Source organism: Paraburkholderia sp. BGA-UO-ETr-F21 (genome assembly GCF_059567925.1).
In genome coordinates this window covers 723,644-745,554 of sequence record NZ_JCAQOY010000037.1, presented here as the reverse complement: position 1 = coordinate 745,554, position 21,911 = coordinate 723,644, and the positions used below count along the sequence as shown (strand labels likewise).

Below are 21,911 nucleotides of genomic sequence, written 5' to 3'. Positions count from 1 at the left end.
GTTTCTCCTACCTGTTGTGGTCAGTGAATTGCACGAAGCGCACACGACATGTGCACGCTTCAACGCCGGATTCTACAAGCGCTAATACGATTTGCGCGACTCTTTTATGTATAACAGCGAAGGTTTGTTGCGCGGCGCAGACTGCGCAACACATTTTGATGCTTGTTTTAGCGGGTAAACGTGCGTAGGCGGGCTCGGCAACACGAACACGTAACGTACGTTACAAGTCATTTCGATGCATGAATAACGGCACTTTCTGCATCGGAGAGTAGAGGGTGAATCGTTCGGTCATCGCAAAAAAGACGTCGCGGCTCGCACGCCATGCTCCTTCACACGGCGGAAAAAACGCGCCCCCTGCAGCGAAAAACATTGCAGGGGGCGACCAATCTCGCCCTGCGACAGAAAATCGCGGGCCGGTTTCAGCGCACGGTTACTGCCGGCTGACGTGTTTCAGATCGTGTTCGCTTTCCTTCACGTGAGCCCAGTACTCGTTTTCGTCGCGCGCGAGGCCAAGCTCGCCATTGCGATAGGCCATTGCCAGCGCGAGGTTGGCTTCGGGTAACTCCGCATTGGCCGCGCGCGTGAGCCATTGCAGCGCCAACGCGTCGTCGTGCGGCAAGCTCGTGCCAAAGCGATACTCGTTGGCAAGCTGGAACTGCGCGAGCGGCAGGCCCGCTTGCGCCGCCTGTTCGAGCCAGCGAATCGCCAGGCTTGCGTCACGCGCCATGCCGTAACCATTGCGATAAAGCGTTGCAAGATCGTAGGCCGCCTGGGCGTCGCGCGAATCATGCGATGCCGCCAGCGTCAGCCAATGGCGGCTTTCCACATAGTCCGGCGCGATGCCGGGCAGCCCGCGCAACAGCAGATGCCCGAGCGTCGCCTGTGCGCGCGGCGCGCCGTCGAGCGCAAGTTGCCGGTAAAGCTCGACGCCTTCACGGCGCTCGTCGGGCCGCGTCGAATTCACCAGCACGTCCGCGAGCGCTTCGCGCGCCGCCGCGTTGCCGAAGGCCGAGGTCACGCGCAACTGCCACAGCGGCCAGGCCGCGTGCGTCGCCGTGCCCTGCATCTGCCAGTCGTCGATCTGCACGTTGGACACGCGCGTGGCGGCCACCGTGGCCACCGTGGCGAACGTGCCGCCTGTGATGGCGACGGCCACCGCCAGCACCAAAGAAAGCCGCGCGTTCATTGGTTGAGGTTCACGGTGTAGACCGCGAGTCCCTTGCCCGTGCCGTCGTCGGCCTGAATCTGGGCGACGTTGGCAATGCCGTTGGCCTGCGCGAGCGCCGCCAGGTTCGGCGCAGACAGGAAGGTCACCGGGCCGGCCGTTGCCACCTTCGTAAAGCGCCAGCTGCGATCGCTGCCGTTGCTCGCCGCCTTGATGGCCTGCACTTTCTTGATATAGGCGATCAGCACGTCGCGGCTCGCATCCGGCGACGCGTAAATCGTCTTGCTGCCGTCGAGCCCAGGGAAATTTCCGCCACCGCTCGCGCGATAGTTGTTGGTCGCGACGATGAACGACTGCGTGTCCGAGATCGCCGCGCCCTGATATTTCAGGTTGCGAATGCGGCTGCCGACAGCCTGCGTCACGTCGATTTCGTAGCTGAAATCCTTCGACGTGATCATGTCGAAGTTATAACCGGGATACGTGCTGACGAGTGCCTGCGGCGCGGTGTTGGCCGGATCGATCTTGTTGAAGCGTTTGGCCGCGGTTTCGAGCCAGGCCTTCAGGTCGGCGCCCGTCACCTTCACCGCATAAATCGTGTTCGGATACAGATAGAGGTCGGCGGCGTTGTTGATCGCCACGTTGCCTTGCGCGACGTCGGTGAAATCGTTGCCGCCGCCGAAGCCGCTCTTGAACGGCGCGCTCACCGATAACACCGGAATGCCCGCATATTGCGGCAGATTCGCGTTGATGTAGTCCTGCGTGTAGGCCGCCTGCGCCTGGTTGACGATTTCGATGGCCGACACGTCGCCCACATCGGCAAAGTACGTGGTCATGCGGAAATCGGTCGTGCCGATCGGTGTTTTCACGTAGTTGATGGTCGCGGCGTGCTCGGCAGCGATCGCCTGTGAGACCGCCGGATCGACGGCGACGTAGCTTTTATCCGCGTTCTGGATCGAGCGGGCTTCCGCGGTGCTCGCGTTTCGGTCCACCGTCCACGTGCCGTTCGTGAAGTTCAGCGCGAGCTTGATCACGCCGAGATGTTTGCCCCAGAAATTCGCCATCACGGTCGGCACGCCGTTGACGGTGCCTTTCACCTTGTCCACACCCGGCAGGTTGAATTGCGTGACCGTGCTGTTTTTGTCGGGGAAAACCTGATGCGAATGGCCAATCAACATGGCGTCGATGCCAGGCACTTTGGACAGGTAGTAGCTGCCGTTTTCCATCGAAGGCGAATAGGTCGAGTTGTCGAGCCCGCCGTGCGACATCGCCACGATGATCTGCGCGCCCTTCGCCTTCATTTCCGGCACGTACTTCGACGCGCTTTCGACAAGACCTTGCGTGTAGACGTTGCCGTCGAGCCAGCGCTTGTCCCACGCCATGATAGCGGGCGGCGTGAAGCCGATCACGCCGATCTTCACCGGCGCGCTGACGGTCTTGCCGTCGGGCGTCGTGGCCGTGATCGTGCGCTCGAGAATCGTGTACGGCTTGAAGATCGGCTGCTGCGATTTCGCGCCGAGCACGTTGGAGAGCACCAGCGGAAAGTTCGGCCCCGCGCATGCCGGCTGCGCGGCGACCGGACTCATGTTCGGCACGTCGAACGCGCTGCCCGTCACTTGCGCGAGAAATGGCAGGCCGTAGTTGAATTCGTGATTGCCGATCGTGCCCGCGTCGTACTTCAGCAGATTCATGACCTTGTAGACACCGAGCGTGGTCTTGCAATCGATCGGCGCGACTTGCGCCTGATAGTCGGCGAGCGCGGTGCCCTGGATCGTGTCGCCGTCGTCGAGCAACATGGTATTGGGAAATTCCTTGCGCGCCGCCGCGATCAGCGTCGCCGTGCGCTCCAGACCGAGCGACTTGTCTTCCGCCAGCTTGTAGTAGTCGTAACTCAGCAGATTGGTATGGATGTCGGTGGTTTCCAGCAACGCAAGCGTCGCGGTCGTGCCATTCGCCACTTGCGGCGCGGGCGTGTCGACACTGCTGCTGCACGCCGTGATACCCGCGGCGATTCCCATTGCGCCCAGCGCCCCCAAGGTTCCCCATGCGCCAAACGCGCCTCGCGCGCGCAGCCGCTTGCCCGCCATGAACGTCACTCGCATCCTTACCGCCCTCCGGTTTGTCGTCGTGTCATGCCGGCACATCTGGCCGGCTTTGCATTACAAACAATTACAGAGGCGCAAGCGTACGGCGGGTTTATGACACTGATTTGTAGGGCATTAGATAGGTTTGAGTAAACCGTATGCGCGGTTCGCGTGCCTATTGCGCGAGCCGCGGAAGGATGCCGGCTAGCTTGGTGAGCGCCGCGTCGATATGCTCGACCGCGATATTGCCGTAGCCGAAAATCAGACCGGGCCGCGCCTTCACACGCAAATAAAACGGTGCGAGTCCATACAATCCGATCGATGCTTCACGCGCCGCGCCAACCACGGCCTCCTCCGTCAGCGGCGCTTTCAGGTGCGCCGCCATGTGGATGCCGGCCGTGGGCACGATCGGCTCGAACCAGGGCGCGAGGCCGCCGTGCAGATGATCGAGCAGCACCGCACGGCGCGCCGCATAGGTCTTGTGCATGCGCCGCAGGTGCTTGGCGAAATCGCCGTTGAGCAGGAAGGCCGCGAGCGCGGTTTGCGTGAGCGTGCAGCCATGCCAGTCGGCGATCTGGCGTGCCTTGAGAAGCGGATTGAAGAGCGAAGCTGGCGGCACCACGTAACCGACCCGCAGCTCCGGAAAGATCGTCTTAGAAAACGTGCCCACGTAGGCCACGAGTCCGGCGCGATCGAGGCTTTTGAGCGGCTCCATCGGCCGGCCTTCGAAACGGTACTCGCAGTCGTAGTCGTCCTCGATGATCACCGCGCCGCGCTTCTGCGCCCATTCGAGCAACTCGACGCGGCGCTCGAGACTCATCGGCATGCCGAGCGGAAACTGGTGTGAAGGCGTCAGATAGACGAGCCGTGCCTTGTCCGGCAGCTTGCTCACGATCAGCCCTTGCGCATCCACCGGCACGGGCACCACGCGCGCGCCGGTGGCCTTCAGGCAGGCATGGGCGGGCGAATAACCGGGGTCTTCGATAGCTGCGACGTCGCCGGCCCGCAAGGTGACGCGAGCCAGCAGATCGAGCGCGTGCTGCGCGCCTTGCGTCACGATCACGTCTTCCCAGTTGCTCGCCACGGCCCGGTTAAAGGCCAGATAGCGCGAGATCGCGAGACGCAACTCCTGCTCGCCGGCCGCATCGCGATACGTGCCGGGGCCGCGCGCTTGCGCACGCAACGCACGATTCACGCAGCGGCGCCACACGTCGAAGGGGAACAGCGTCTTGTCGGTCGCGCCGCCCATGAAGTCCTGCGGCGACATTACCGAAGGACGCGGCAACGCGAGGCGCTCAGGCATCTCCTCCCACAGCGGCTGGGCGCGCGCGGCGGCCTTCGCCTTGGCCCGCTCGCGCGACACATCCGCCGCGCGCGCATGCGAGGAGCGCTCCACCGGCAAACGCTCCAGGCCGTCGGCGACGAAGGTGCCCGAGCCGGCACGGGCGCTGAGATAGCCTTCGGAGAGCAGCCGCTCGAATACGTCGAGCGTGGTCTTGCGCGACACCCCCAGTTGCGTGGCGAGTTCTCGCGTGGACGGCAGGCGCGTGCCGCCGGCAAGGCGCCCTTCGAGGATGCCGGCGCGCAACTGGCGATAGATCTGTCCAGACAGATCGTGATGCCCTTGGACCGCGATATGGATTTCCATCCGGGTGGCTACCTCAACTATCCGGAAGAGGGTTGAGTCGAAAGACCCATGTCGGTCCTAAGCTTACCCCCGTCGCCGGCATTTGAGCGGACATTGACGATCAGGAAGGTCTGATGCCGGAAGTGCCGGATTGAGTGCTGGACTCAATGCGGCGCTCAAGGTGAAGGCGGCCTGCAAGCGGCGCGTTCGCAGCGCTGCCGATGTTGCAGCGGATTACTCCGCCACCACGCCGTTCAGTGCCGCGCTTTGCCGCGCGCTCTCGCGCGCTTCGTCGCTGCAGCGCTGATGTTCGCGCGACAGCTTGCGCATCAGCGGCAATAGCAGAACCGCCACCAGCGCGCCCACCGCCGCGAGCCAGCCGAGGCCGGTGAACAGCTTGGTGTAGAGCGGCAGTGATTCGAGTGGATCCATGTCGCCGGCCGGCATCTGCGCGAAATTCGCCACCACGCTGCCCAGATATTGCGACACACCGGTCGCGACGAAGTAGGCGCCCATCATGAAGCCGCTCATGCGTGCGGGTACGTAACGCGCGATCATGGCGAGCCCGAGACCGCTCACCAGCAGTTCGCCGAGCGAATACAGCCCGTAGCCGCCCACCATGAACCACGACGACACGCGTCCGTTCACCGCGTAATTGCCACTCGCCGCATAGACGAAAAAGCCGGCCGCCACCACAGCGAAACCGAACGCGTACTTCACCGCCACAGGAACGTCCTTGCCGCTTTTCGCGAGCTTGGTGTAAAGCAGCGCAAGCACAGGGCTCAGCAACATGATCCAGATAGGATTGAGCGCCTGGAACTGCGCGGCGCTCCACGTGAACCACGTCTGGCCGAACAGAATGAAACGCGGATCGACGTTGCGCAGCGCGAACAGCGTGAGCGAGGTCGACATCTGCACGTAGAACACGAAGAACAGGATCACCTGCGCGGTCAGAATCAGCGCGGCCACCAGACCCGAGCGCTCCGAGCGTTCGCACTTCATCAGCATGTAGCCGAAGATCGCCAGAATCGCGACGCCCGCCGTGTACACGCAGGCCACCGCGATCGCCTTGTGCTGCAGCACGAACATGGTCGCCGCGCCGAGCGCGAGGCCGCCCAGCGCGACCGCGCCGACGCGCTTCCAGCGCACCGGTTCGGCATCCGGCGCGGAGCCGATATGCGCGAGCGTGCGGAACATGACGAAATAGTTCAGCACCGACAACAGCATCCCCGCGCAGCAGACGGCGAACGCCGTGTGCCAGCCCCAATGGTCCTTGATCCACGGCGTGGCGAGCATCGACACGGTCGAGCCGATGTTGACCGCCATGTAATAGATCGTGAACGCACTGTCGATGCGCGCGTCGTCGCCTTCATAAATACGGCGCACGAGATTCGCGGCATTGGCCTTGAAGAGACCATTGCCCACCACGATCACGCCGAGCGACGCGTACATATAGGCAAGCTGGTCATTGGGCAGCGCCAGCATGAAATAGCCGACCGACAGCACGCCCGCGCCGAAGATCATCGTGCGGCGCGCGCCGAGAATCTTGTCGCCGATCCAGCCGCCGATCGAGGGCGACGCATACACCAGCGCCGTGAACGCGCCCCACGTCAGGGTGGCGTGGCTGTCGGTGAACTGCAGCTTGTCGATCATGAACAGGACCAGCAGCGCGGCCATGCCGTAGTAGCCGAAGCGCTCCCACATCTCGATCAGAAAGACCGTCGAAAACGAACGGGTCTGCGACACGCGCGCGCCCGGCGGATTGGATGAATTCATCGTGTACCTCTTGTTCAAACGGTTACGGCGTCGCGCGAACTGGCCGCGCGGCGCATGAAACGGAATCTGGAAAGACAGTCGGCGCAGCCTGTGCCGTTACGCACACGCGGACGCATTGGCCCTGGCGCGAACGCGCGCATTCGCGCGCCAATGCGCCAAACCAGCAGATAAACCAGGAAGGGTGGCGAAGGCCCGTCTCGCGATAGGCCTCGAAGCAAGTCCCGTTGGCGAGCGCCCTGCGCAACGCGTTGCCGGGGCACGCGACGTCGTATCGGGCCCGCGTTCCGGCATGCGGAGCGGGCTCAATGATAAAGCATCGCGGCGAATGGAAATTCTGAGGCCGGCCAATGGCGTCCGTGCCAGTCGGCGATGGGCGGCGAGCCCGCGGCGGGAAAGATCGGCAGTGATGGTCATATCCTTACGCCGGCGGGCGTTCGGTTGGAACGGGCCGGACAATGCTCCGCCGCACAGGATCGCTGCGCGCGGAATGAAAAATAGTGGGGCTGATTCTGCAAATAGAAACATGCTGAGTCACTCAGGGATTTCACCGATCCCGCGTTGATGACATGGGTCGATTGCGCCTTGCGTCTTTGCCGCACCCGCATCCGCACCGGCCGCCAAAAATAATCTGTAATGTCATGCCGTTAATCCTGCTGATACTCGAATTGCATAAACGCGCCGGCGAGCGTGCATACTCCAGGCGTTACCGCCTTTGTTTGCTGTTTTCCGAAATAAACAGTCATTTTGGCGGGGTTTAGTTTCGATTCTGGCAACATAGAGTGTTATCTCAGATTGTGGTCGCTTGCCTCACCCGGCGTCGCCAAGGCCCGATGCCGCGCCCGGACCGCAATCAAACCATATTTACATATATCAAACAAATTTTGACGGGCTAATTTCCTCCTGCTATGGTCACGACAATTCAAAAGAGCAATCCGGCACTAGAAATCGGCAGCAAGATCCGCGCGCTGCGGCAACGGCTCAAGCGCACGCTGGATGACACGGCAACCGCGGCGGGCATTTCCAAGCCGTTTCTGTCGCAGGTGGAACGTGGCCTCGCGTCACCGTCCATCACGTCGTTGGCGGGGATCGCAAACGCACTCGGGGTCACAGTGCAGTATTTCGTCGACACACCCAGCGAAGAACGCTGCGTGAGCCGCGGCGATCAGTTGAGGTTTTTCGGTTTTGCGGACTCGGCCAATCTGTTTGCGCGGCTGACCAATGTGACGGGCGGCCGCCAGCTCGAGGCGATCCTGGTGAGAATGCCACCCGGGCAGAAGCGCTCCGAAGTCACCACGCATGCCGGAGAAGAGTTTATGTATGTGATCGACGGCGAAGTGTCGTTGACACTGGAAGGCAAGACGTTCGTGTTGCACGCGGGAGACAGCGCGCATTACGAATCGACGGTGCCGCACAGCTGGGTGAACACCGCGCGCATCGAGTCGGTGGTCGTCTGGGTGGGCACACCAAGACTGTTCTAAAGAGCAGGCACCTCATCCGGTCGGACCGGCCAGGGATTGCCTGCATTACGCAATGTAAGGAATCCTGCATGTCGCGCTATCAATACGAGCAACAAGGGCCGCCCTGGCCCGAGCAACGCAGCTAAACGGGCGCGCCGCTCGTCTCGCCGTATGTGTCGTTGTCGAACTGAGGTTGGCTTGACCTCGTTAGCGGTTTTCCGGCGGCGGCTCCAATCATGTTGCCGCCGCCAGTGGACAACCCTGCGTCAACCGTCCCGGCGCTCGGTCGCGTAGCGCCGGCAATGCTCCAGATAGCCGGCTGCATGGCTGCTCACCAGTTCCACGATGCCTTTCCACAGCCACCCGGGCGCGTCGAGGGTCTTTGAACGATTTCTGCGCAGTTCGGTGAGCCAGGCCTTGCGCTCGGCGCGATCCATTTGCCGCGCATGCGCCCGGCCGACCACCATCGCCAGAAAGCGCGCCGCCTTCGTCGCTTCGTCCCGAGTCAGTTGCTCGATGGTCAGCTTCATGTCCTGCGGCAGCAGTTCACGAATCACGACGGCGCGATCCGCGAACCGCGCCGCCCGCATCCGCTCGCCGAGCGACGGCGACAGATGCCGCGCGCCCTCCACCACCCGCTCCGCGTTGTCGCGCGGCATCCGCACGCCGGGATAGCGCGGCGCGGCGGCCTGCGCGGCCTCCTTGATATCGATAAGGCACAGGTCGTCGCCCTCCATCGCGGCCCCGTCGATGTCGAGCAGCACCGCATAACGCAGCCTGCCGAGCGAACTGCATCCTTTCACCCAGTAAGCGGCGTCGAGCACTTCCACGTCGGTCTCGTCGCCGACGGCGCGCAGGACCGTGGCGAACCGGGCCAGCGAGCCCTTCTCGAACAGCGCTTCAATCTCGCGTCGCTCGCTCTTCGCAAGCGGCCAGAAGCGCGGACCGAGCGGAATGCTCGGCTCGAGATCCTCGATGCGCTCCTCCGCCAGATGCCGCCACGAGCGGCGCACCGCTTCCTTCATCACAACCCGCACCGCCTCGGGCTTTTCTGCGCGGATGTCGGCGTCGCTGGCCGCTTCGTCGAAGGCGCGCTCGTAGCCGTCCGCCAGCGCTTCCATCATGCTGACGGTCGTCACGCCCGGCAGGTCCGAACCACGCGCGGCGGTCGCCAACGAGAGGCCGAGGCGAATCAGGTCGTGGGCCGGATTGCCGATCACGGTCTGATCGAGGTCGCGAATCTGAATCTCGACGCGCCCTTGCGCATCGGCCACCGGCCCGAGATTGCCGGTATGGCAATCGCCGCAAATCCAGATGGCGGGCCCCTCCGGCAACGCGTGGCCGTCGATGCCTTCGAGCCATTCGTAGAACTTGCTGGTATTGCCGCGTACATAAGCGTGCGCCGAGCGCGCCATTCTGGCATTGCGGCGCGTAACGAGAAGCGCCTGACGCGCATCCGGTTTGGGCAGCTTGTTTCGTGTGCTGATTTTCTTCGCCATTGTGTGGTCCGCGTTGCTTCAGATTCGAATTCTGCGTGGTGCGCCGCCCCACGATGCGCCAGGTGGCGCGCGCGAACAAGTGGGATCAGCAGGATTCGCGCCTGGGGCAGACCTTCCACGCAAATTCCGCCAACGCGTCTTGCGGATGTGATCCAGCCGACCCGGCGGTCGCCGGAGCGACCTGTCACCCGTTGGGGGTTGTGACCTACAATTGTCGCAGCCTGCCTGCAGCTATCCTGCCGGCAGATGGGGACAGCAAAGGTTCATCCCGCCTGCTGCCAGGCATAGAAGCGCGTCACACGCGCCGGCAGAGTGGGAACACATTGATCGACGTGACCTTTGGAGAGCGCAGCATGCCATTTCCGGCACAAGACCATGGCTGCTCAGGCTGGAGCGGGGAGATGGCGCAGCGCATCAGCGCCTTCGACTGGACCGCCACCGGCATCGGCGCAATTGAAGACTGGCCGCGCAGCCTGACCGCCACGGTCCAGCTGGTGCTTGCCTCGCCCGTGCCGCTCGTGCTGCTGTGGGACAAGCCGGGCTACATGATCTACAACGACGCCTACGCGGTCTTCGCGGGCGGTCGGCATCCCTATCTGCTCGGCAGCCCTGTCGAAATCGGCTGGCCCGAGGTTGCCGAGTTCAACCGCCACGTCATGCACACCTGTCTCGCGGGCGGCACGCTGTCGTATCGCGACAAGGAACTCGTGCTGCTGCGCGACGGCCTGCCCGAAGACGTGTGGATGGATCTCTACTACAGCCCCGTCGCCGACGACAGCGGCGCACCGGCCGGCGTGCTGGCAGTGGTCGTCGAAACCACCTCGCGTGTGCTTACCGAACGCTGGCGGCAACGCGCCGAAACCGAACTGCACGAAACCAACGAGCGGCTGCAACTCGCCCTCAACACCGGCGCGGTGCTCGGCACATGGGTACTGGACGTGCGCACGGGGAAGGTCAGCGGCGACGAACGTTTCGCGCGCACCTTTTCGTTTCCGCGCGAAGAAGCCGCGAAAGGCATCGATCGTCATGCGGCCACGCAGATGCTTCATCCGGACGATCAGGCGCTCAACGATCAGATGACCGTCGAAGCCATGCGCACCGGCGAGCCGTTTCGGGCCGAGTACCGAATCCGCCGGCCCGATGGCGACTACCTGTGGGTGCAGGCGAACGGCCGCTGCGAATTCGACGAGCACGGCAAGCCGACCCGCTTTCCCGGCGTGCTGATCGACATTCACGAACGCAAGATCGCCGAACAGTCGCTGCGTCAGTTGACCGAAACGCTCGAACAGCGCGTCACCGACGCGGTCGCGGCGCGCGCGCTGGCCGAAGAACAGTTGCGCCAGGCGCAGAAGATGGAAGCGATCGGCAGCCTCACGGGCGGCGTCGCGCACGACTTCAACAACGTGCTACAGGTCATCAACGGCAACCTGCAAATGCTCGCCGCCGACGCGGGCGATAATCCGGCCACGCTGCGCCGCCTGTCCGCCGCGACCGACGCTGTCAAACGCGGTGCGAAACTGGCCGCCCATCTGCTGGCGTTCGCACGGCGCCAGCCGCTCTCGCCTACGGTGCTGAACCCGCGCCGGCTGTTGAACGGCATGACCGAGATGCTGCATCGCGCGCTCGGCGAAACCGTCAAGGTGGACACGGTCCTGAGCGACGATCTGTGGCACGTGCAGGCCGACCGCAATCAGCTGGAAAACGCGCTGCTCAATCTGGCGATCAACGCGCGCGACGCGATGCAGGCGGACGGCACGCTCACCGTGCGCGCCGCCAACCGCGTGCTGGACGCCGCGTTTTGCCAGGATAAGCCGGAGCTGTCGCCGGGTGAATACGTGGTGTTCTCCGTCGCGGACACCGGCGGCGGCATGCCGCCCGAGATCTTGCAGCGCGTGTTCGAGCCGTTCTTCACGACCAAGCCCGACGGCCACGGCACCGGTCTCGGCCTGAGCATGGTATTCGGCTTCGTCAGACAAAGCGGCGGTCACACCCTGATCGAGAGCGAGGTGGGACGCGGCACCACCGTCTCGCTGTTTTTTCCGCGCTGCTACGAGCCGGAAACCGCGGAAACCGTCGACGATACCGCTGCGCCGAGCGGCGGCGGTGAAACGATTCTGGTCGTGGAAGACGATGCCGACGTGCGGCTCACCGCCGTCGAGATGCTCGCGCAACTCGGCTACAAAGTGCTGACCGCGTCGAGCGGCGACGCGGCGATCGAGTTCATCGACAGCGACGTGCCGATCGATCTGCTGTTCACCGACGTGGTGATGCCTGGCAAGGTGAAGAGCGTGGAATTGGCGCGGCGTGCCGCAGCGCGCTCGCCCGCCGTGCCGACACTCTTCACCTCCGGCTATACGCGCGACGAAATCGTCCATCACGGCAAACTCGACGCCGGCATCACGCTGCTCTCAAAACCGTACCGGCGCGACGATCTCGCCCGCATGTTGCGCAGCGTACTGCGCGCCGGTCAGGCCGCGGCGCGGAGTGGATCCGTGCCCGGCGCCACACCGGTTTTCCTGCCCGCTGGACAGATCGCCGCTTGCGTGCCGCCCGCCGTCTACGACCCTCCCGCGGACCTTGGCGAGCAAAGCGGGCATCCCGAGCCCGAAACTTCGGCGCGCCCTTGCGGTACCCCGGCTCGCGTGCTGCTAGTCGAAGACGACGCGGATTCGCGCGCAGCCTTCAGCGATCTGCTGAGCGTCCTCGGCTTCGCTTGCACCGCAGTCGCAAGCGCGGAAGAAGCACTGCCGCTCGTGCTCGCGCAACGCTTCGACATCCTCTTCACGGACCTGACGCTGCCCGGCATGTCCGGCGACTGCCTCGCGCGCGCCGTGCTGTGCCAGCAACCGGAGATTCGCGTGCTGCTGGTGTCGGGCTATGGCAAGAGCGCGCAGATCGGCGACGCCATTCCCGGCGCGCGTCTGCTCGGCAAGCCGCTCGACATCGCCGAGTTGCGGCGCGAACTCGCGGAATGGATCGACCACACCGAAGCGGCCTCCTAGCCCGCCCACACGACGCCCTTTGACACGAGTTCGCCGATGGATATTCGATGCGGCACCGCAGGCTGGACCGACAAGACGCTGATTGCCTGCAAGCGTTTTTATCCGCGCGGCAGCAACAGCGCTGAAGCACGACTGCGGTTTTATGCGTCACAGTTTCCGCTGGTCGAAGTCGACTCGGCTTATTACGCAATGCCTTCGGCAAGCAATGCGCAGTTGTGGTCCGAACGCACGCCCGAGGGCTTCACCTTCAACTTCAAGGCGTTTCGTCTTTTCACCGGGCATCAGACCTCGCCCGACGCGCTGCCGAAAGACATTGCGATGGCGCTACCGGCCGGCATCACCGGCCCGCGCAAGAAGAACGTCTACTACCGCGACATGCCGGCCGACATCCGCGATGAACTGTGGCGGCGCTATCAGGAAGCGCTCGAACCGCTGCGCCGAACCGGCCGCCTCGGCGCCGTGCTGTTCCAGTTCGCGCCGTGGATCACGCGCGCGCCGGACGGCCTGGCACTCGTGGAGGAATGCCGGGCGCGCATGGCGGGCTACGTGATGGCGGCTGAATTCCGCAATCAGTCCTGGTTCGACGACCAGCATGCGGCCGGGTCGCTCGAATTCCTGCGCGAGCGCGGCATCGTGCATGTGATCGTGGACGCGCCGCCGGACGTCACCAACCGCGTGCATACGCTGTGGGAGGTGACGCAACCCGCGCTCGCGATGGTGCGCCTGCATGGGCGCAACACGCAGACATGGAGCGCGACGGGCGCGGCGAGCGCCGCGGAGCGCTTCGATTACGACTATGACGAAGCGGAATTGACTGAACTGGCCGCGCCGATCCGCGCGATCGCGAGGCGGGCGGGTCGCACGCATGTCATTTTTAATAACTGCTTTGAAGACCAGGGGCAGCGCAATGCGCGCACCTTGATGAACATCCTGGGAAATGATGCGTAATCGATATGGAATGCGGTAAGTCCGCTTTGATAATCTGATTTCACTCCCGCCTCGGATTTTGCGGCTGAGCACCGTGCATCTTTGAATTAATATCGCAGGCATAATGCAAAAAAAAATCCGAGAGACCTATGCCAAAACAAATGCGCGCGCTTTACGGGGCGGCCTGGCAGTTCACTTTCCTGATGTTGCTGATCGACTGCATATGGGCGGCCCGTATCGGCTTTCGGCTCGAGCGCAGCGGCGTCGCGCTAACCATCGCGCTGACTTGCGGCCTCGTTGTGATTGACGCAGTGCTGTGGATCGTTTCGCGCGTGCCTTTCAAAAACGTCGACAGATCGATGTTTTATCGGAACGTGCTCGACGCGTTCTTGTGGCTCACCGTTATGGCCACGTTCAGCAAGGTCGGCGTCGTCTTCCAGTATCTGTGCGTGACGACGAATTTCCCGCTCGCGACCCATGCATTCATTGCCGCCGACGCCGCGCTCGGATTCCACTGGCCCGATCTCTATCGATGGGTTCAGGCGCACCCGTGGCTGCACACAGCGCTTGCCTGGGCCTATAAGTCCGGCGCGTGTCAGCTCCTCGTCATTCCTGCCATTCTCGCGGTGACCCGCAACACACAGGACTATGCAGAGTTCGTCGTGCAGTTCATGGTGTCGGCTACGCTGGTGATATTGATCTCTCTGCCCTTTCCGGCTGAAAGCGCCTTCGTGCATTTCGGCATTCACGATCCCAATACGGCCTCGACCGTGTCGGACTTTGCCCTTTTCAGAAACGGCCACGCGCGAGAACTGAATCTGTCCTTAGCGCAGGGACTGGTTTCCTTCCCGTCGTTGCATACGATTCTGGCGCTCTGCTACGCGTATGCATTGCGTCACGTTCGTTATGTCTTTCCCATGGCGATTGCGCTGAACGCCTTAATGATCGTTTCGACGCTCACGCAGGGCGGCCACTACCTGGCCGACGTTCTGTCAGGACTGGTCGCCGGCGCTATTGTGATCTGCGTGGTCCGCAGGGTCGTTTTCCGGCTGGCCGTTCCGGCCGCCGAGCAGATTCCTTCGGCCGTGACATCGTAAGGTTTGCGTGGCATCGCGCTTTTTAGCCTGCTGCGGGAAATGCAGCTTATATTGATGTTAAGTGTGTTCCTGCATCAACGGGACTACCGGTTCAGCGCAATCGCCGCGCTCGTACCGGCGATCGTGGTCTTGGAGTGGGTGGTTGGCGCGGCATGAAATGCGCGCCACGCACACACCCTGGTATGATGCCCATCGCGCTTCTTTTGCGGAGTCCGGTTCACCAATGCTCCCCGCGCTGCTTTTCCTATCGTCACGAGATCCATCATGCCCGCCCAACACGACAAAGTCCCCGCTGATAGCGCCACGCCGGGCCAGGCCAGGCGCCGCGCCATGCCCATTGCGGCGCGCAATCTTCTGATGGTGGCCGTCGGCGTCGCGGTCTTCGCGATCGTGGCGACCGTCGTGCTCTATGGTCCGATCACATACGGCGACGAGATTCCGAACTTCGGCATCATCCTCATGCTGACGGTGCCGGTTATCGCGGGCGTGGCGTTCCGGGTCGGGCTCGATGCGTGGCTTGACAGAAAATGAAGAAAGGACGCCCGGCAGCAAGGCGACCGCTCGCCGCACCCGCGACGTGTAAGCCAGTTGACGGCGAGGCGCAGGGAAGATGGCATGGCCCGAACCGTACACGGGAAGTCGCGATCGCTAGCGTGTCGAGCCACTGAAAGGCAACACGACCCACACCTCCAGCCCACCACCCTCGCGCGCATGAAACTGCAGATTGCCGCCATGCAGCCGCGCAATCCGCTCGACGATCGCCAGCCCCAATCCCGTACCGCCGCTATGCGAACGCGCATTGCGGCCGCGCTGGAACGGCGCCTTGAGCTGCTCCAGCTCGGCCGCCGAAAGGCCCTTGCCGCGATCGCCGACCGCCACATACACCGCCTCGCGCGTCGCCCAGCTTCGTACCGCGAGTCCGGTTCCGGCGTAGACGATCGCGTTCTGCATCAGGTTCATCAAAAGCCGCATCATGCTGATCGGACGATAAGGCACAGGCGGCAGATTCGCGAGAGAGAGATCGAACTCGTGCCCGAGCCCCGCGAAATCGCCCGCCAGCCGTTCGATCAATGCATTCAGATCGCCCGGCTCCGGTTGCTCACGCTCGCCGCTGCCCGCGTAATCCATGAACTGCTGCAGGATCGTTTCGATCTGATCCAGATAGGATTCGGCGGCGACCGCGAAGCTGCTGTCGCTGCCGTCGGGCATCGCCATGGCCATTGAAAGTCGCAGCTTGGTGAGCGGCGTGCGGATGTCGTGCGAGATGCCGGCCAGCATCAGCGCGCGCGTCGCCTCGGCTTGCTGCAACGCTTGCGTCATCTGATTGAAGGCGCCGCTCACAGCGGCGATTTCAATGGGGCCGTCGGTCGGCAGCGGCGCGGGCATTTCACCGGCGCTCACGCGGCGCGCCGCGCGCGTCAACTCCTGGAGCGGCCGGTTCAGGTGGCGCTGGATCACGTAACCGGTCAACGCGGCCAGCGCCCCCAGGCCGAGCGACAACAGGATGGCGGCGTCGAGTCCATTACCCTGCGCGTCCTCGGGAACCGGCAGCGCGATCCAGTACGGCGCCTGTGGCGCATCGGCCGGGCCGTGCATCCGGATCCACAGGCGCTGGCCACCCACGGACTGCCAGCGCGCCGGCATATCGGCGGGCAGGTGCGCGCGCAGGCTATCGAGAAACAGGTCGCGCTGATAGATGCGATAGGCGCGCACCACATTCCGCGGCGGCGTCTCAAAGGCTTCGGCCGGCAATTGCGCGCGAGCGTCGAGGCGCGCCGTCAATTCGACGCGCGCCTTGGGTGGCGTTGCCGCGAGCAGATTGTCGAGCGTGGTCACATACGTGGCGAACACAGCCGCGGCGCGCTCGACCCGAGGCCGCTGCACGTAGTGCAGCAGCACGCCGAGCGCGCACACCTGGCTCAACATCACGAGCGCGATCAGCAGCGCGATATTGCGCGCCAGCAGCGTTCTTGGCAGCGCTCTTTGCAGCAGCGAGCGCGTCATGAGTCGACGTCCGCGGCCAGCATGTAACCCACGCCCCACACGGTCTTGATGAAGCGTGGCTTGGACGGATCGTCCTCCACGATCTGCCGGAGCCGCAGCACCTGCACGTCGATGCTGCGATCGAGCGCATCGTGATCGCGGCCCCGCGCGCGTGCCAGCAGATTGTCGCGGCTCACCGGCCGGTTCGGCGACGAGGCGAGCGCGACCAGCAACAACATCTGCGCCGAATGAATGTCCAGCAACTCGCCCGCGCGCGACAGCTGCTGCTTGGCGACATCGAGAGAGAAATCGCCGAAGCGCACGCTTTGCGAGGTCACGGTGACCTCGCCCGATGCGATCTTCTGGCGACGCAGCAGCGCATTGATGCGCGCTACCAGTTCACGCGGCAGGAACGGTTTGGCGAGATAGTCGTCGGCGCCGGTTTCGAGGCCGAGCACCCGGTCGAGCGGGTCGCCCTTCGCGGTCAGCATCAGGATCGGCAAGGTCTGGCCCTGCTCGCGCAGGCGGGCGCAGATGGCGAGGCCGTCCTCTTCGCCGATCATCAGATCGAGCACCAGCAGATCGAACGGTTCGCGCTCCAGATAGCGGTCGAGACGCTTGCCGTCTTCGGCGACTCTCACGTCGAAGCCGTGGCCGCGCAGGAAACGCTGCAGCATGTTGCGCAATTCGACTTCGTCGTCGAGCACGATGATTTTCGCGGGGCGATCCATGCGAAAGCTCCTTGGTTCAGCTGGCGGTTGGTCGGGCATCAGGCACGATCGGAGTATGACGTGCCGATGCTTGCGTGTCCGGTGAGCGCCGCGCCGCGCGCCGCGACTCTACGGTCCCGCCCATCGCTTCGCGGCTCAGTGCGCTGCCCCGCGTTCCTGCATGAATGCCTCGATCTGCGGCAGGGTGATGTAGCCCGCCTTCTGCGTATCGATTTCATCAAAGTGCTTTGCCAGCATCGGCATGCCGGAGGCGGCCTGATCTTTGGTGAGCTTGCCGTCGTGCGTGGTATTCGCATTCGCAAAGCGCGTTTGCAACTGCTGCACCATGCGCTCCATGCGCTGCGGATTGCCGGCTTGAGGCGCGGCGGTCTGGGCGAACGTGACGGTGGATGCGCTGCACAGCAACACGATAGCGATCAATTTTTTCATGACAGATTCCTTCGATTGAGCCACCGGCCGTCGCCTGCCTTTTGCCGCGATCCGTTTCGATGACAGACCGAATTCTTGAGGAAGCGCCGCCGGAAGGCAACGCCACAATCATGTCGACTTATGTCACGCGTTTCACCCACCCGCAGCCGATGATGAAGGCATCGCGCCATGGGCGCCGGACGTGCATGTATTCACGGGATTGATGACGGGTTGATGACCCCGAAACGGCTGTGAAAGCAGCATAGGACATGCCGTCGCGAGGAAAGCCTGGTGAATTCCCGTTGTTGTGAGGAATTTGGAGTCGCCGGGAATAAAGCGGTCGGCACACCGGTTACTGAAGGAGACAAACGAAAGAGAGAAGCGCGTGCGATTTCATTCCGACGAATGCGGAATGGGCCTTGCTGGACGTGATTCATCATGCGGGAAATGTCCATTCGTTGGACATATCTGTCCAACTATCGCATTCGCGAGCGCATGCATGAAACCGGCTCGGACAGACCCGAACCGGCGCCACCAGGTAACCCTTGGGGGAAAACATCAGATGAACCACCTGGAAATCGACAAGGAAATCGCCCACCTCGAACGCGTATTTGTGGTCATCTCCACCAGCGACCGCATTCCCCTGTCCTATTGGCAGGAACGCCTGCGTGGTTTGGTGTCACCGTGTTTGATGCCGTCACAACGAGAACGCGTCGCGCGCCTCGTGGAAATGCTGCGCCTGCTGGAAGAAGCGGAGGAAGTTTTGCGCGCCAAACCTCCGCTACATCGCACCGGCACCCGGTCGTGACGCCGCGCTCTCGAACCAGCGGCGCCGCATTCAGATCTCGCGCACGCGTCTTCACCCGGTCAGTATTCGCGCGCCGAGAGCCAGCACGAGCGCCGGCAGCATCACCAGCGCCCCTACCTTCAGAAACTTCATGAAGCTCACGTCTTCGCCCTCGCGGCGGATCGCGCTGAGCCAGAGGATCGTTGCCAGTGAACCGGTGATGGACAGGTTCGGCCCCAAATCCACGCCGATCAGCAGCGCGTCGATCACGCGCTCCGGGCTGTGGGCCTGCATCACGGTCGAACTGGCGATCAACCCGGCCGGCAGGTTGTTCATCAGATTGCTGCCGATCGCGATGATGCTGCCGGCCCAGCCCGCCGCGGCCAGTTCGTCGTGTTGCGCGGCGCGCTGCGCCAGTTGGGCGAGCGCCGTAATGACGCCGGTGTGATCGAGCATCTCGACGAGCACGAACAGCGCGGCGACGAGCGGCAGCACGCTCCACGAGATCTCGCGGATCATCGGCAGCGGCGATTTGCGCTCCTGGATCAGCACGATCAACGCGGTCAGCGCGCCGAGTATCGCGGTGGGCAAGCCGAGCGCGACATCGAATGCCGAGACCGTCAGCAGCACGGCAGCCGTCACCGCGATGCCCGCCAGCGCCACGCGCCCGCTCGACGACAGTTCGAGCGGTTCGAGATTCGCCTCGCAGGTGCCGGCGAGCGCCTCACGCTGGGTCCAGCGCAGCATCGCGTAGGTCGCGATGATCGACAGGAGCGAGGGCAGCGTGAAGCGCAGCAGCCAGGCGCCGAGCGCCGGCGTGTGGTTGCCGTACAGCACGATGTTGGCCGGATTCGAGATCGGCAGCACGAAGCTCGCCGCATTGGCAATGAACGCGCAGACGAACAGCAGCGGCAACGGATCCGTCTTCGCTTTTTTGGCGGCGGCGAACACGGCCGGCGTGAGGACGACGGCGGTGGCGTCGTTCGACAGAAAAGCGGTGATCACCACACCGACCAGATAGACGAGCAGGAACAGTTTGCGCGGCGAACCCTGGGCGTGATTGACCGCGAGCACGGCCACCCAGTCGAACAGGCCTTCACGGCGGCCCACTTCCGACAGCAGCATCATGCCGAAGAGGAACAGATAGACGTCGGTGCCCTTGCCGATCGCCTCGATTGCCAGATGTACGGGCAATAGCCCGAGCGACACCAGCAGCAACGCGCCGGCCACGGCCCAGACAGCCTCCGGCCATTTGAACGGCCGCGTGATGACACCCGCCGTGGCGACCGCGGCAATGCCCCAAGACAGAAAAATGGAATTCACAACGTAAGCCCTGGATTCTTGATCAGTGCGAGCACGGGGTTTCGCCCTCGCCTCGCAGCCGCACCATGAGCCGGCGGCCGCAGGCGCTCACTTTAGCAAGTTGCGCGCCTGCGGCGAAGCCGTTGGCCGCGCTTCATCCCACCCGGCTCACCGCGGCGATGCAGTCGCGCCCGTTGTCCTTCGCGCTGTACAACTGCGTATCCACCAGGTTGACGAAGGCCACCGGGTCGCCCGCCTCTGCCGGAATCGTCGTGCCGACGCCGAAGCTGGCCGTCACCGTCTGCCGGAACGGGGAGCGCTCATGCGCGATCTGCTCGGCGGAAATCCGCTCGCGGCAACGCTCGGCCACCTGGCGCGCGGCCTCGGCGCCGGTGTTGGGCAGGATCAGCACGAACTCTTCCCCGCCGAAGCGGCCGACGAAGTCACCCGGCCGCACCGCGCCGCTAAGCACGCCGGCCAGCCGCCTCAGGCACTCGTCGCCCTGCACGTGCCCGTAGTAATCGTTGTAGGACTTGAAGAAGTCGATATCGACCATGATCAACGAGAGCGGCGCCGCGTGTCGCAAGGCCGCGCTCCATTCCCGTTGCAGGTTGGCGTCGAACGCGCGCCGATTGCCGACGCCCGTCAGGCCGTCCCTGAACGACAGCGCCTCGAGTTCGCGCTGCAGCGCGGCCAGCTTCTCCTCGGTCTTCTTGCGCTCGCTGATATCGAACATGAAGCCGACCAGCGATTCCACCTCGCCCTGCGCGTCGCGCACCACATGCACCACGTCGCGCAGCCACACGTATTCACCCCGGCTCGTCAATGCACGATAGTCGGCTTCGTGATCGGTGCCGGCCTTCGATTGCGCCACGCAGAATTCGACCACCTTGTCGCGGTCGTCCGGATGCATGCGCGCCGCCCAGTCCTGCACGGTTTTCCAGCTAGCGGGCGCCCAGCCGAGCAGGGCTTCGATCTGCGGGCCGATATAGGCGAACTCCATGGTCGCCCAATCGATCTTCCAGGGAATCGCCCTGGTCGATTCGAGCAACGTGCGGTAGACCGCCGCGTCGTGCTCCAGGTAGCCTTCCACCCCGGCTGCGGCAGGCGCCGTGTCGTGCCGCAGAAAATCCGCGCCGAGCGCGACAGCGTTGTTATCGATTCTGTTCATTGGCCTCAACTCTCCTCGCGGTTCAGCCGGCAAATTACCACAACGCCCTGTCGCGCGACCCGTTAAGGCCGCCGCCGAGCGTTATTCCAGCGACATTAGCGTCACGGTTACAACAATGTGTTCTCTTCTGCATGCCTATTCAGTTTTCATTGGCATCCCTACCATCCGCACTTCATCTGCATTTATCTGCATTCGTCGGTTATCGCCGACGCCCCACGAGCGCGACACAATGAAATCCAGCCCTGTCCAACCAGACCGCTACCACGGCGCCGCCATTGCCTTGCACTGGCTGATCGCGGCGTTGATGATCTGCGGCTTCTATATCGGCTGGATCATGACCGATATCCCCGGTTTCACGCCCACCAAGCTCAAATATTTCTCCTGGCACAAGTGGATCGGCGTGACCGTGTTCGTGCTCGCCGTGGCCCGCGTGCTGTGGCGCGCCACCCACCGCGCGCCGGCGCTCGACAGCGCCACGCCCGCCTGGCAGAAGGCCGCCGCGCATCTCGTGCACGCCGTGCTGTACGTGCTGATGCTGGCCATTCCGCTGTCCGGCTACTTTTATAGCTCCGCTGCCGGCATTCAGGTGGTGTATCTCGGCATCGTGCCGCTGCCCACCTTGATCGGCCCGGATCAGGCGCTCAAGGCGAGCCTGCGCACCGTCCACGTGCTGCTCAACTACACGTTGCTCGCCCTCGTTGCAATGCATGTGGCGGCGGCGCTCAAGCATCAGTTCCTCGACCGCGATGGATTGCTCGCGCGGATGGTTCCGTTCCTCAAGTAACTGACCGGCAGGCAACTCATAGCAGACGGACCGCAGGTCATTGGCAACGGCTTGTTGGCAATCTAATTCCCAGCGGTGCGCAATCAACGCACGCGGGTTCGATAGGATGCGTAC

At 63.5% G+C, this 21,911-nt stretch carries 17 protein-coding genes; 7 read left to right on the top strand and 10 right to left on the bottom strand.

The features are described 5' to 3' along the window. Nucleotides 1-430: 430 nt before the first annotated feature. From AC57B1_RS27010 to AC57B1_RS26995, 4 genes are all read right to left on the bottom strand, one after another. Nucleotides 431-1,186 (bottom strand): tetratricopeptide repeat protein, encoded by a 756-nt coding sequence (locus AC57B1_RS27010; RefSeq protein WP_408342398.1) that lies wholly within the window; start codon nucleotides 1,184-1,186, stop codon nucleotides 431-433. Continuing rightward, complete coding sequence (locus AC57B1_RS27005; protein ID WP_408483442.1) at nucleotides 1,183-3,180, bottom strand: bifunctional 2',3'-cyclic-nucleotide 2'-phosphodiesterase/3'-nucleotidase; 1,998 nt, start codon at nucleotides 3,178-3,180, stop codon at nucleotides 1,183-1,185. The genes AC57B1_RS27010 and AC57B1_RS27005 overlap by 4 nt, the downstream gene beginning before the upstream one ends. A 241-nt stretch (nucleotides 3,181-3,421) precedes the next feature. After that, a complete protein-coding gene (gene pdxR / locus AC57B1_RS27000) occupies nucleotides 3,422-4,894 on the bottom strand; it encodes a MocR-like pyridoxine biosynthesis transcription factor PdxR (RefSeq protein ID WP_496419191.1) in 1,473 nt (490 codons plus the stop codon). Nucleotides 4,895-5,107: 213 nt separating this feature from the next. Next, a complete protein-coding gene (locus AC57B1_RS26995) occupies nucleotides 5,108-6,649 on the bottom strand; it encodes a peptide MFS transporter (RefSeq protein WP_408185124.1) in 1,542 nt (513 codons plus the stop codon). A 905-nt stretch (nucleotides 6,650-7,554) separates the two neighbouring features. Between AC57B1_RS26995 and AC57B1_RS26990 the strand changes: the two genes are divergently transcribed. Continuing rightward, nucleotides 7,555-8,127 (top strand): cupin domain-containing protein, encoded by a 573-nt coding sequence (locus AC57B1_RS26990; RefSeq protein ID WP_007177972.1) that lies wholly within the window; start codon nucleotides 7,555-7,557, stop codon nucleotides 8,125-8,127. 245 nt (nucleotides 8,128-8,372) lie between these two features. On the opposite strand, the gene AC57B1_RS26985 is transcribed toward AC57B1_RS26990, so the two are convergent. After that, nucleotides 8,373-9,605, bottom strand: coding sequence for a DUF2252 domain-containing protein (locus AC57B1_RS26985; protein ID WP_091802473.1), 1,233 nt, complete (start codon nucleotides 9,603-9,605; stop codon nucleotides 8,373-8,375). A 353-nt stretch (nucleotides 9,606-9,958) separates the two neighbouring features. On the opposite strand from AC57B1_RS26985, the gene AC57B1_RS26980 reads away from it, so the two are divergent. The 4 genes from AC57B1_RS26980 (at nucleotide 9,959) to AC57B1_RS26965 (ending at nucleotide 15,162) form a co-directional block, all read left to right on the top strand. Beyond that, complete coding sequence (locus tag AC57B1_RS26980; RefSeq protein ID WP_496419190.1) at nucleotides 9,959-12,607, top strand: response regulator; 2,649 nt, start codon at nucleotides 9,959-9,961, stop codon at nucleotides 12,605-12,607. Between the two features lie 36 nt (nucleotides 12,608-12,643). Further along, nucleotides 12,644-13,555, top strand: a complete 912-nt coding sequence (locus AC57B1_RS26975) for a DUF72 domain-containing protein (RefSeq protein ID WP_496419189.1) — start codon at nucleotides 12,644-12,646, stop codon at nucleotides 13,553-13,555. Nucleotides 13,556-13,683: 128 nt separating this feature from the next. Next, complete coding sequence (locus AC57B1_RS26970; protein ID WP_496419188.1) at nucleotides 13,684-14,631, top strand: phosphatase PAP2 family protein; 948 nt, start codon at nucleotides 13,684-13,686, stop codon at nucleotides 14,629-14,631. Nucleotides 14,632-14,895: 264 nt separating this feature from the next. Further along, nucleotides 14,896-15,162: a hypothetical protein gene (locus AC57B1_RS26965; protein WP_408348276.1), complete on the top strand. Its 267-nt coding sequence runs from the start codon at nucleotides 14,896-14,898 to the stop codon at nucleotides 15,160-15,162. 117 nt (nucleotides 15,163-15,279) lie between these two features. On the opposite strand, the gene AC57B1_RS26960 is transcribed toward AC57B1_RS26965, so the two are convergent. From AC57B1_RS26960 to AC57B1_RS26950, 3 genes are all read right to left on the bottom strand, one after another. Next, nucleotides 15,280-16,635 (bottom strand): ATP-binding protein, encoded by a 1,356-nt coding sequence (locus tag AC57B1_RS26960; RefSeq protein WP_496419187.1) that lies wholly within the window; start codon nucleotides 16,633-16,635, stop codon nucleotides 15,280-15,282. Further along, the gene (locus AC57B1_RS26955; RefSeq protein WP_408300809.1) at nucleotides 16,632-17,345 is read right to left on the bottom strand and encodes a response regulator; all 714 of its coding nucleotides are present in this window, start codon (nucleotides 17,343-17,345) and stop codon (nucleotides 16,632-16,634) included. The genes AC57B1_RS26960 and AC57B1_RS26955 overlap by 4 nt, the downstream gene beginning before the upstream one ends. A 135-nt stretch (nucleotides 17,346-17,480) precedes the next feature. After that, a complete protein-coding gene (locus tag AC57B1_RS26950; RefSeq protein ID WP_091802493.1) occupies nucleotides 17,481-17,774 on the bottom strand; it encodes an EF-hand domain-containing protein in 294 nt (97 codons plus the stop codon). 541 nt (nucleotides 17,775-18,315) lie between these two features. On the opposite strand from AC57B1_RS26950, the gene AC57B1_RS26945 reads away from it, so the two are divergent. Continuing rightward, nucleotides 18,316-18,561 carry a hypothetical protein gene (locus tag AC57B1_RS26945; protein ID WP_496419186.1) on the top strand — a complete coding sequence of 82 codons (246 nt, stop codon included), beginning with the start codon at nucleotides 18,316-18,318 and terminating at the stop codon, nucleotides 18,559-18,561. A gap of 51 nt (nucleotides 18,562-18,612) precedes the next feature. Here AC57B1_RS26945 and AC57B1_RS26940 read toward each other — a convergent pair whose 3' ends face one another. Both AC57B1_RS26940 and AC57B1_RS26935 read right to left on the bottom strand, forming a co-directional pair. After that, a complete protein-coding gene (locus AC57B1_RS26940; protein WP_408182020.1) occupies nucleotides 18,613-19,863 on the bottom strand; it encodes an arsenic transporter in 1,251 nt (416 codons plus the stop codon). 133 nt (nucleotides 19,864-19,996) lie between these two features. Continuing rightward, nucleotides 19,997-21,013: a GGDEF domain-containing protein gene (locus AC57B1_RS26935; RefSeq protein WP_408348267.1), complete on the bottom strand. Its 1,017-nt coding sequence runs from the start codon at nucleotides 21,011-21,013 to the stop codon at nucleotides 19,997-19,999. A gap of 229 nt (nucleotides 21,014-21,242) precedes the next feature. On the opposite strand from AC57B1_RS26935, the gene AC57B1_RS26930 reads away from it, so the two are divergent. After that, nucleotides 21,243-21,797: a cytochrome b gene (locus AC57B1_RS26930; RefSeq protein ID WP_408348265.1), complete on the top strand. Its 555-nt coding sequence runs from the start codon at nucleotides 21,243-21,245 to the stop codon at nucleotides 21,795-21,797. Nucleotides 21,798-21,911 lie beyond the last annotated feature (114 nt).

Excerpts from the sequence above, each read along its gene's own strand:
- AC57B1_RS26990 (WP_007177972.1), top strand. The coding sequence starts at position 7,555 with ATGGTCACGACAATTCAAAAGAGCAATCCGGCACTAGAAATCGGCAGC.
- AC57B1_RS26945 (WP_496419186.1), top strand. The coding sequence starts at position 18,316 with ATGAACCACCTGGAAATCGACAAGGAAATCGCCCACCTCGAACGCGTA.
- AC57B1_RS26960 (WP_496419187.1), bottom strand. The coding sequence starts at position 16,635 with ATGACGCGCTCGCTGCTGCAAAGAGCGCTGCCAAGAACGCTGCTGGCG.
- pdxR (WP_496419191.1), bottom strand. The coding sequence starts at position 4,894 with ATGGAAATCCATATCGCGGTCCAAGGGCATCACGATCTGTCTGGACAG.
- AC57B1_RS27005 (WP_408483442.1), bottom strand. The coding sequence starts at position 3,180 with ATGGGAATCGCCGCGGGTATCACGGCGTGCAGCAGCAGTGTCGACACG.
- AC57B1_RS27010 (WP_408342398.1), bottom strand. The coding sequence starts at position 1,186 with ATGAACGCGCGGCTTTCTTTGGTGCTGGCGGTGGCCGTCGCCATCACA.
- AC57B1_RS26935 (WP_408348267.1), bottom strand. The coding sequence starts at position 21,013 with ATGAACAGAATCGATAACAACGCTGTCGCGCTCGGCGCGGATTTTCTG.
- AC57B1_RS26975 (WP_496419189.1), top strand. The coding sequence starts at position 12,644 with ATGGATATTCGATGCGGCACCGCAGGCTGGACCGACAAGACGCTGATT.
- AC57B1_RS26955 (WP_408300809.1), bottom strand. The coding sequence starts at position 17,345 with ATGGATCGCCCCGCGAAAATCATCGTGCTCGACGACGAAGTCGAATTG.
- AC57B1_RS26980 (WP_496419190.1), top strand. The coding sequence starts at position 9,959 with ATGCCATTTCCGGCACAAGACCATGGCTGCTCAGGCTGGAGCGGGGAG.
- AC57B1_RS26950 (WP_091802493.1), bottom strand. The coding sequence starts at position 17,774 with ATGAAAAAATTGATCGCTATCGTGTTGCTGTGCAGCGCATCCACCGTC.
- AC57B1_RS26995 (WP_408185124.1), bottom strand. The coding sequence starts at position 6,649 with ATGAATTCATCCAATCCGCCGGGCGCGCGCGTGTCGCAGACCCGTTCG.
- AC57B1_RS26965 (WP_408348276.1), top strand. The coding sequence starts at position 14,896 with ATGCCCGCCCAACACGACAAAGTCCCCGCTGATAGCGCCACGCCGGGC.
- AC57B1_RS26930 (WP_408348265.1), top strand. The coding sequence starts at position 21,243 with ATGAAATCCAGCCCTGTCCAACCAGACCGCTACCACGGCGCCGCCATT.
- AC57B1_RS26970 (WP_496419188.1), top strand. The coding sequence starts at position 13,684 with ATGCCAAAACAAATGCGCGCGCTTTACGGGGCGGCCTGGCAGTTCACT.
- AC57B1_RS26985 (WP_091802473.1), bottom strand. The coding sequence starts at position 9,605 with ATGGCGAAGAAAATCAGCACACGAAACAAGCTGCCCAAACCGGATGCG.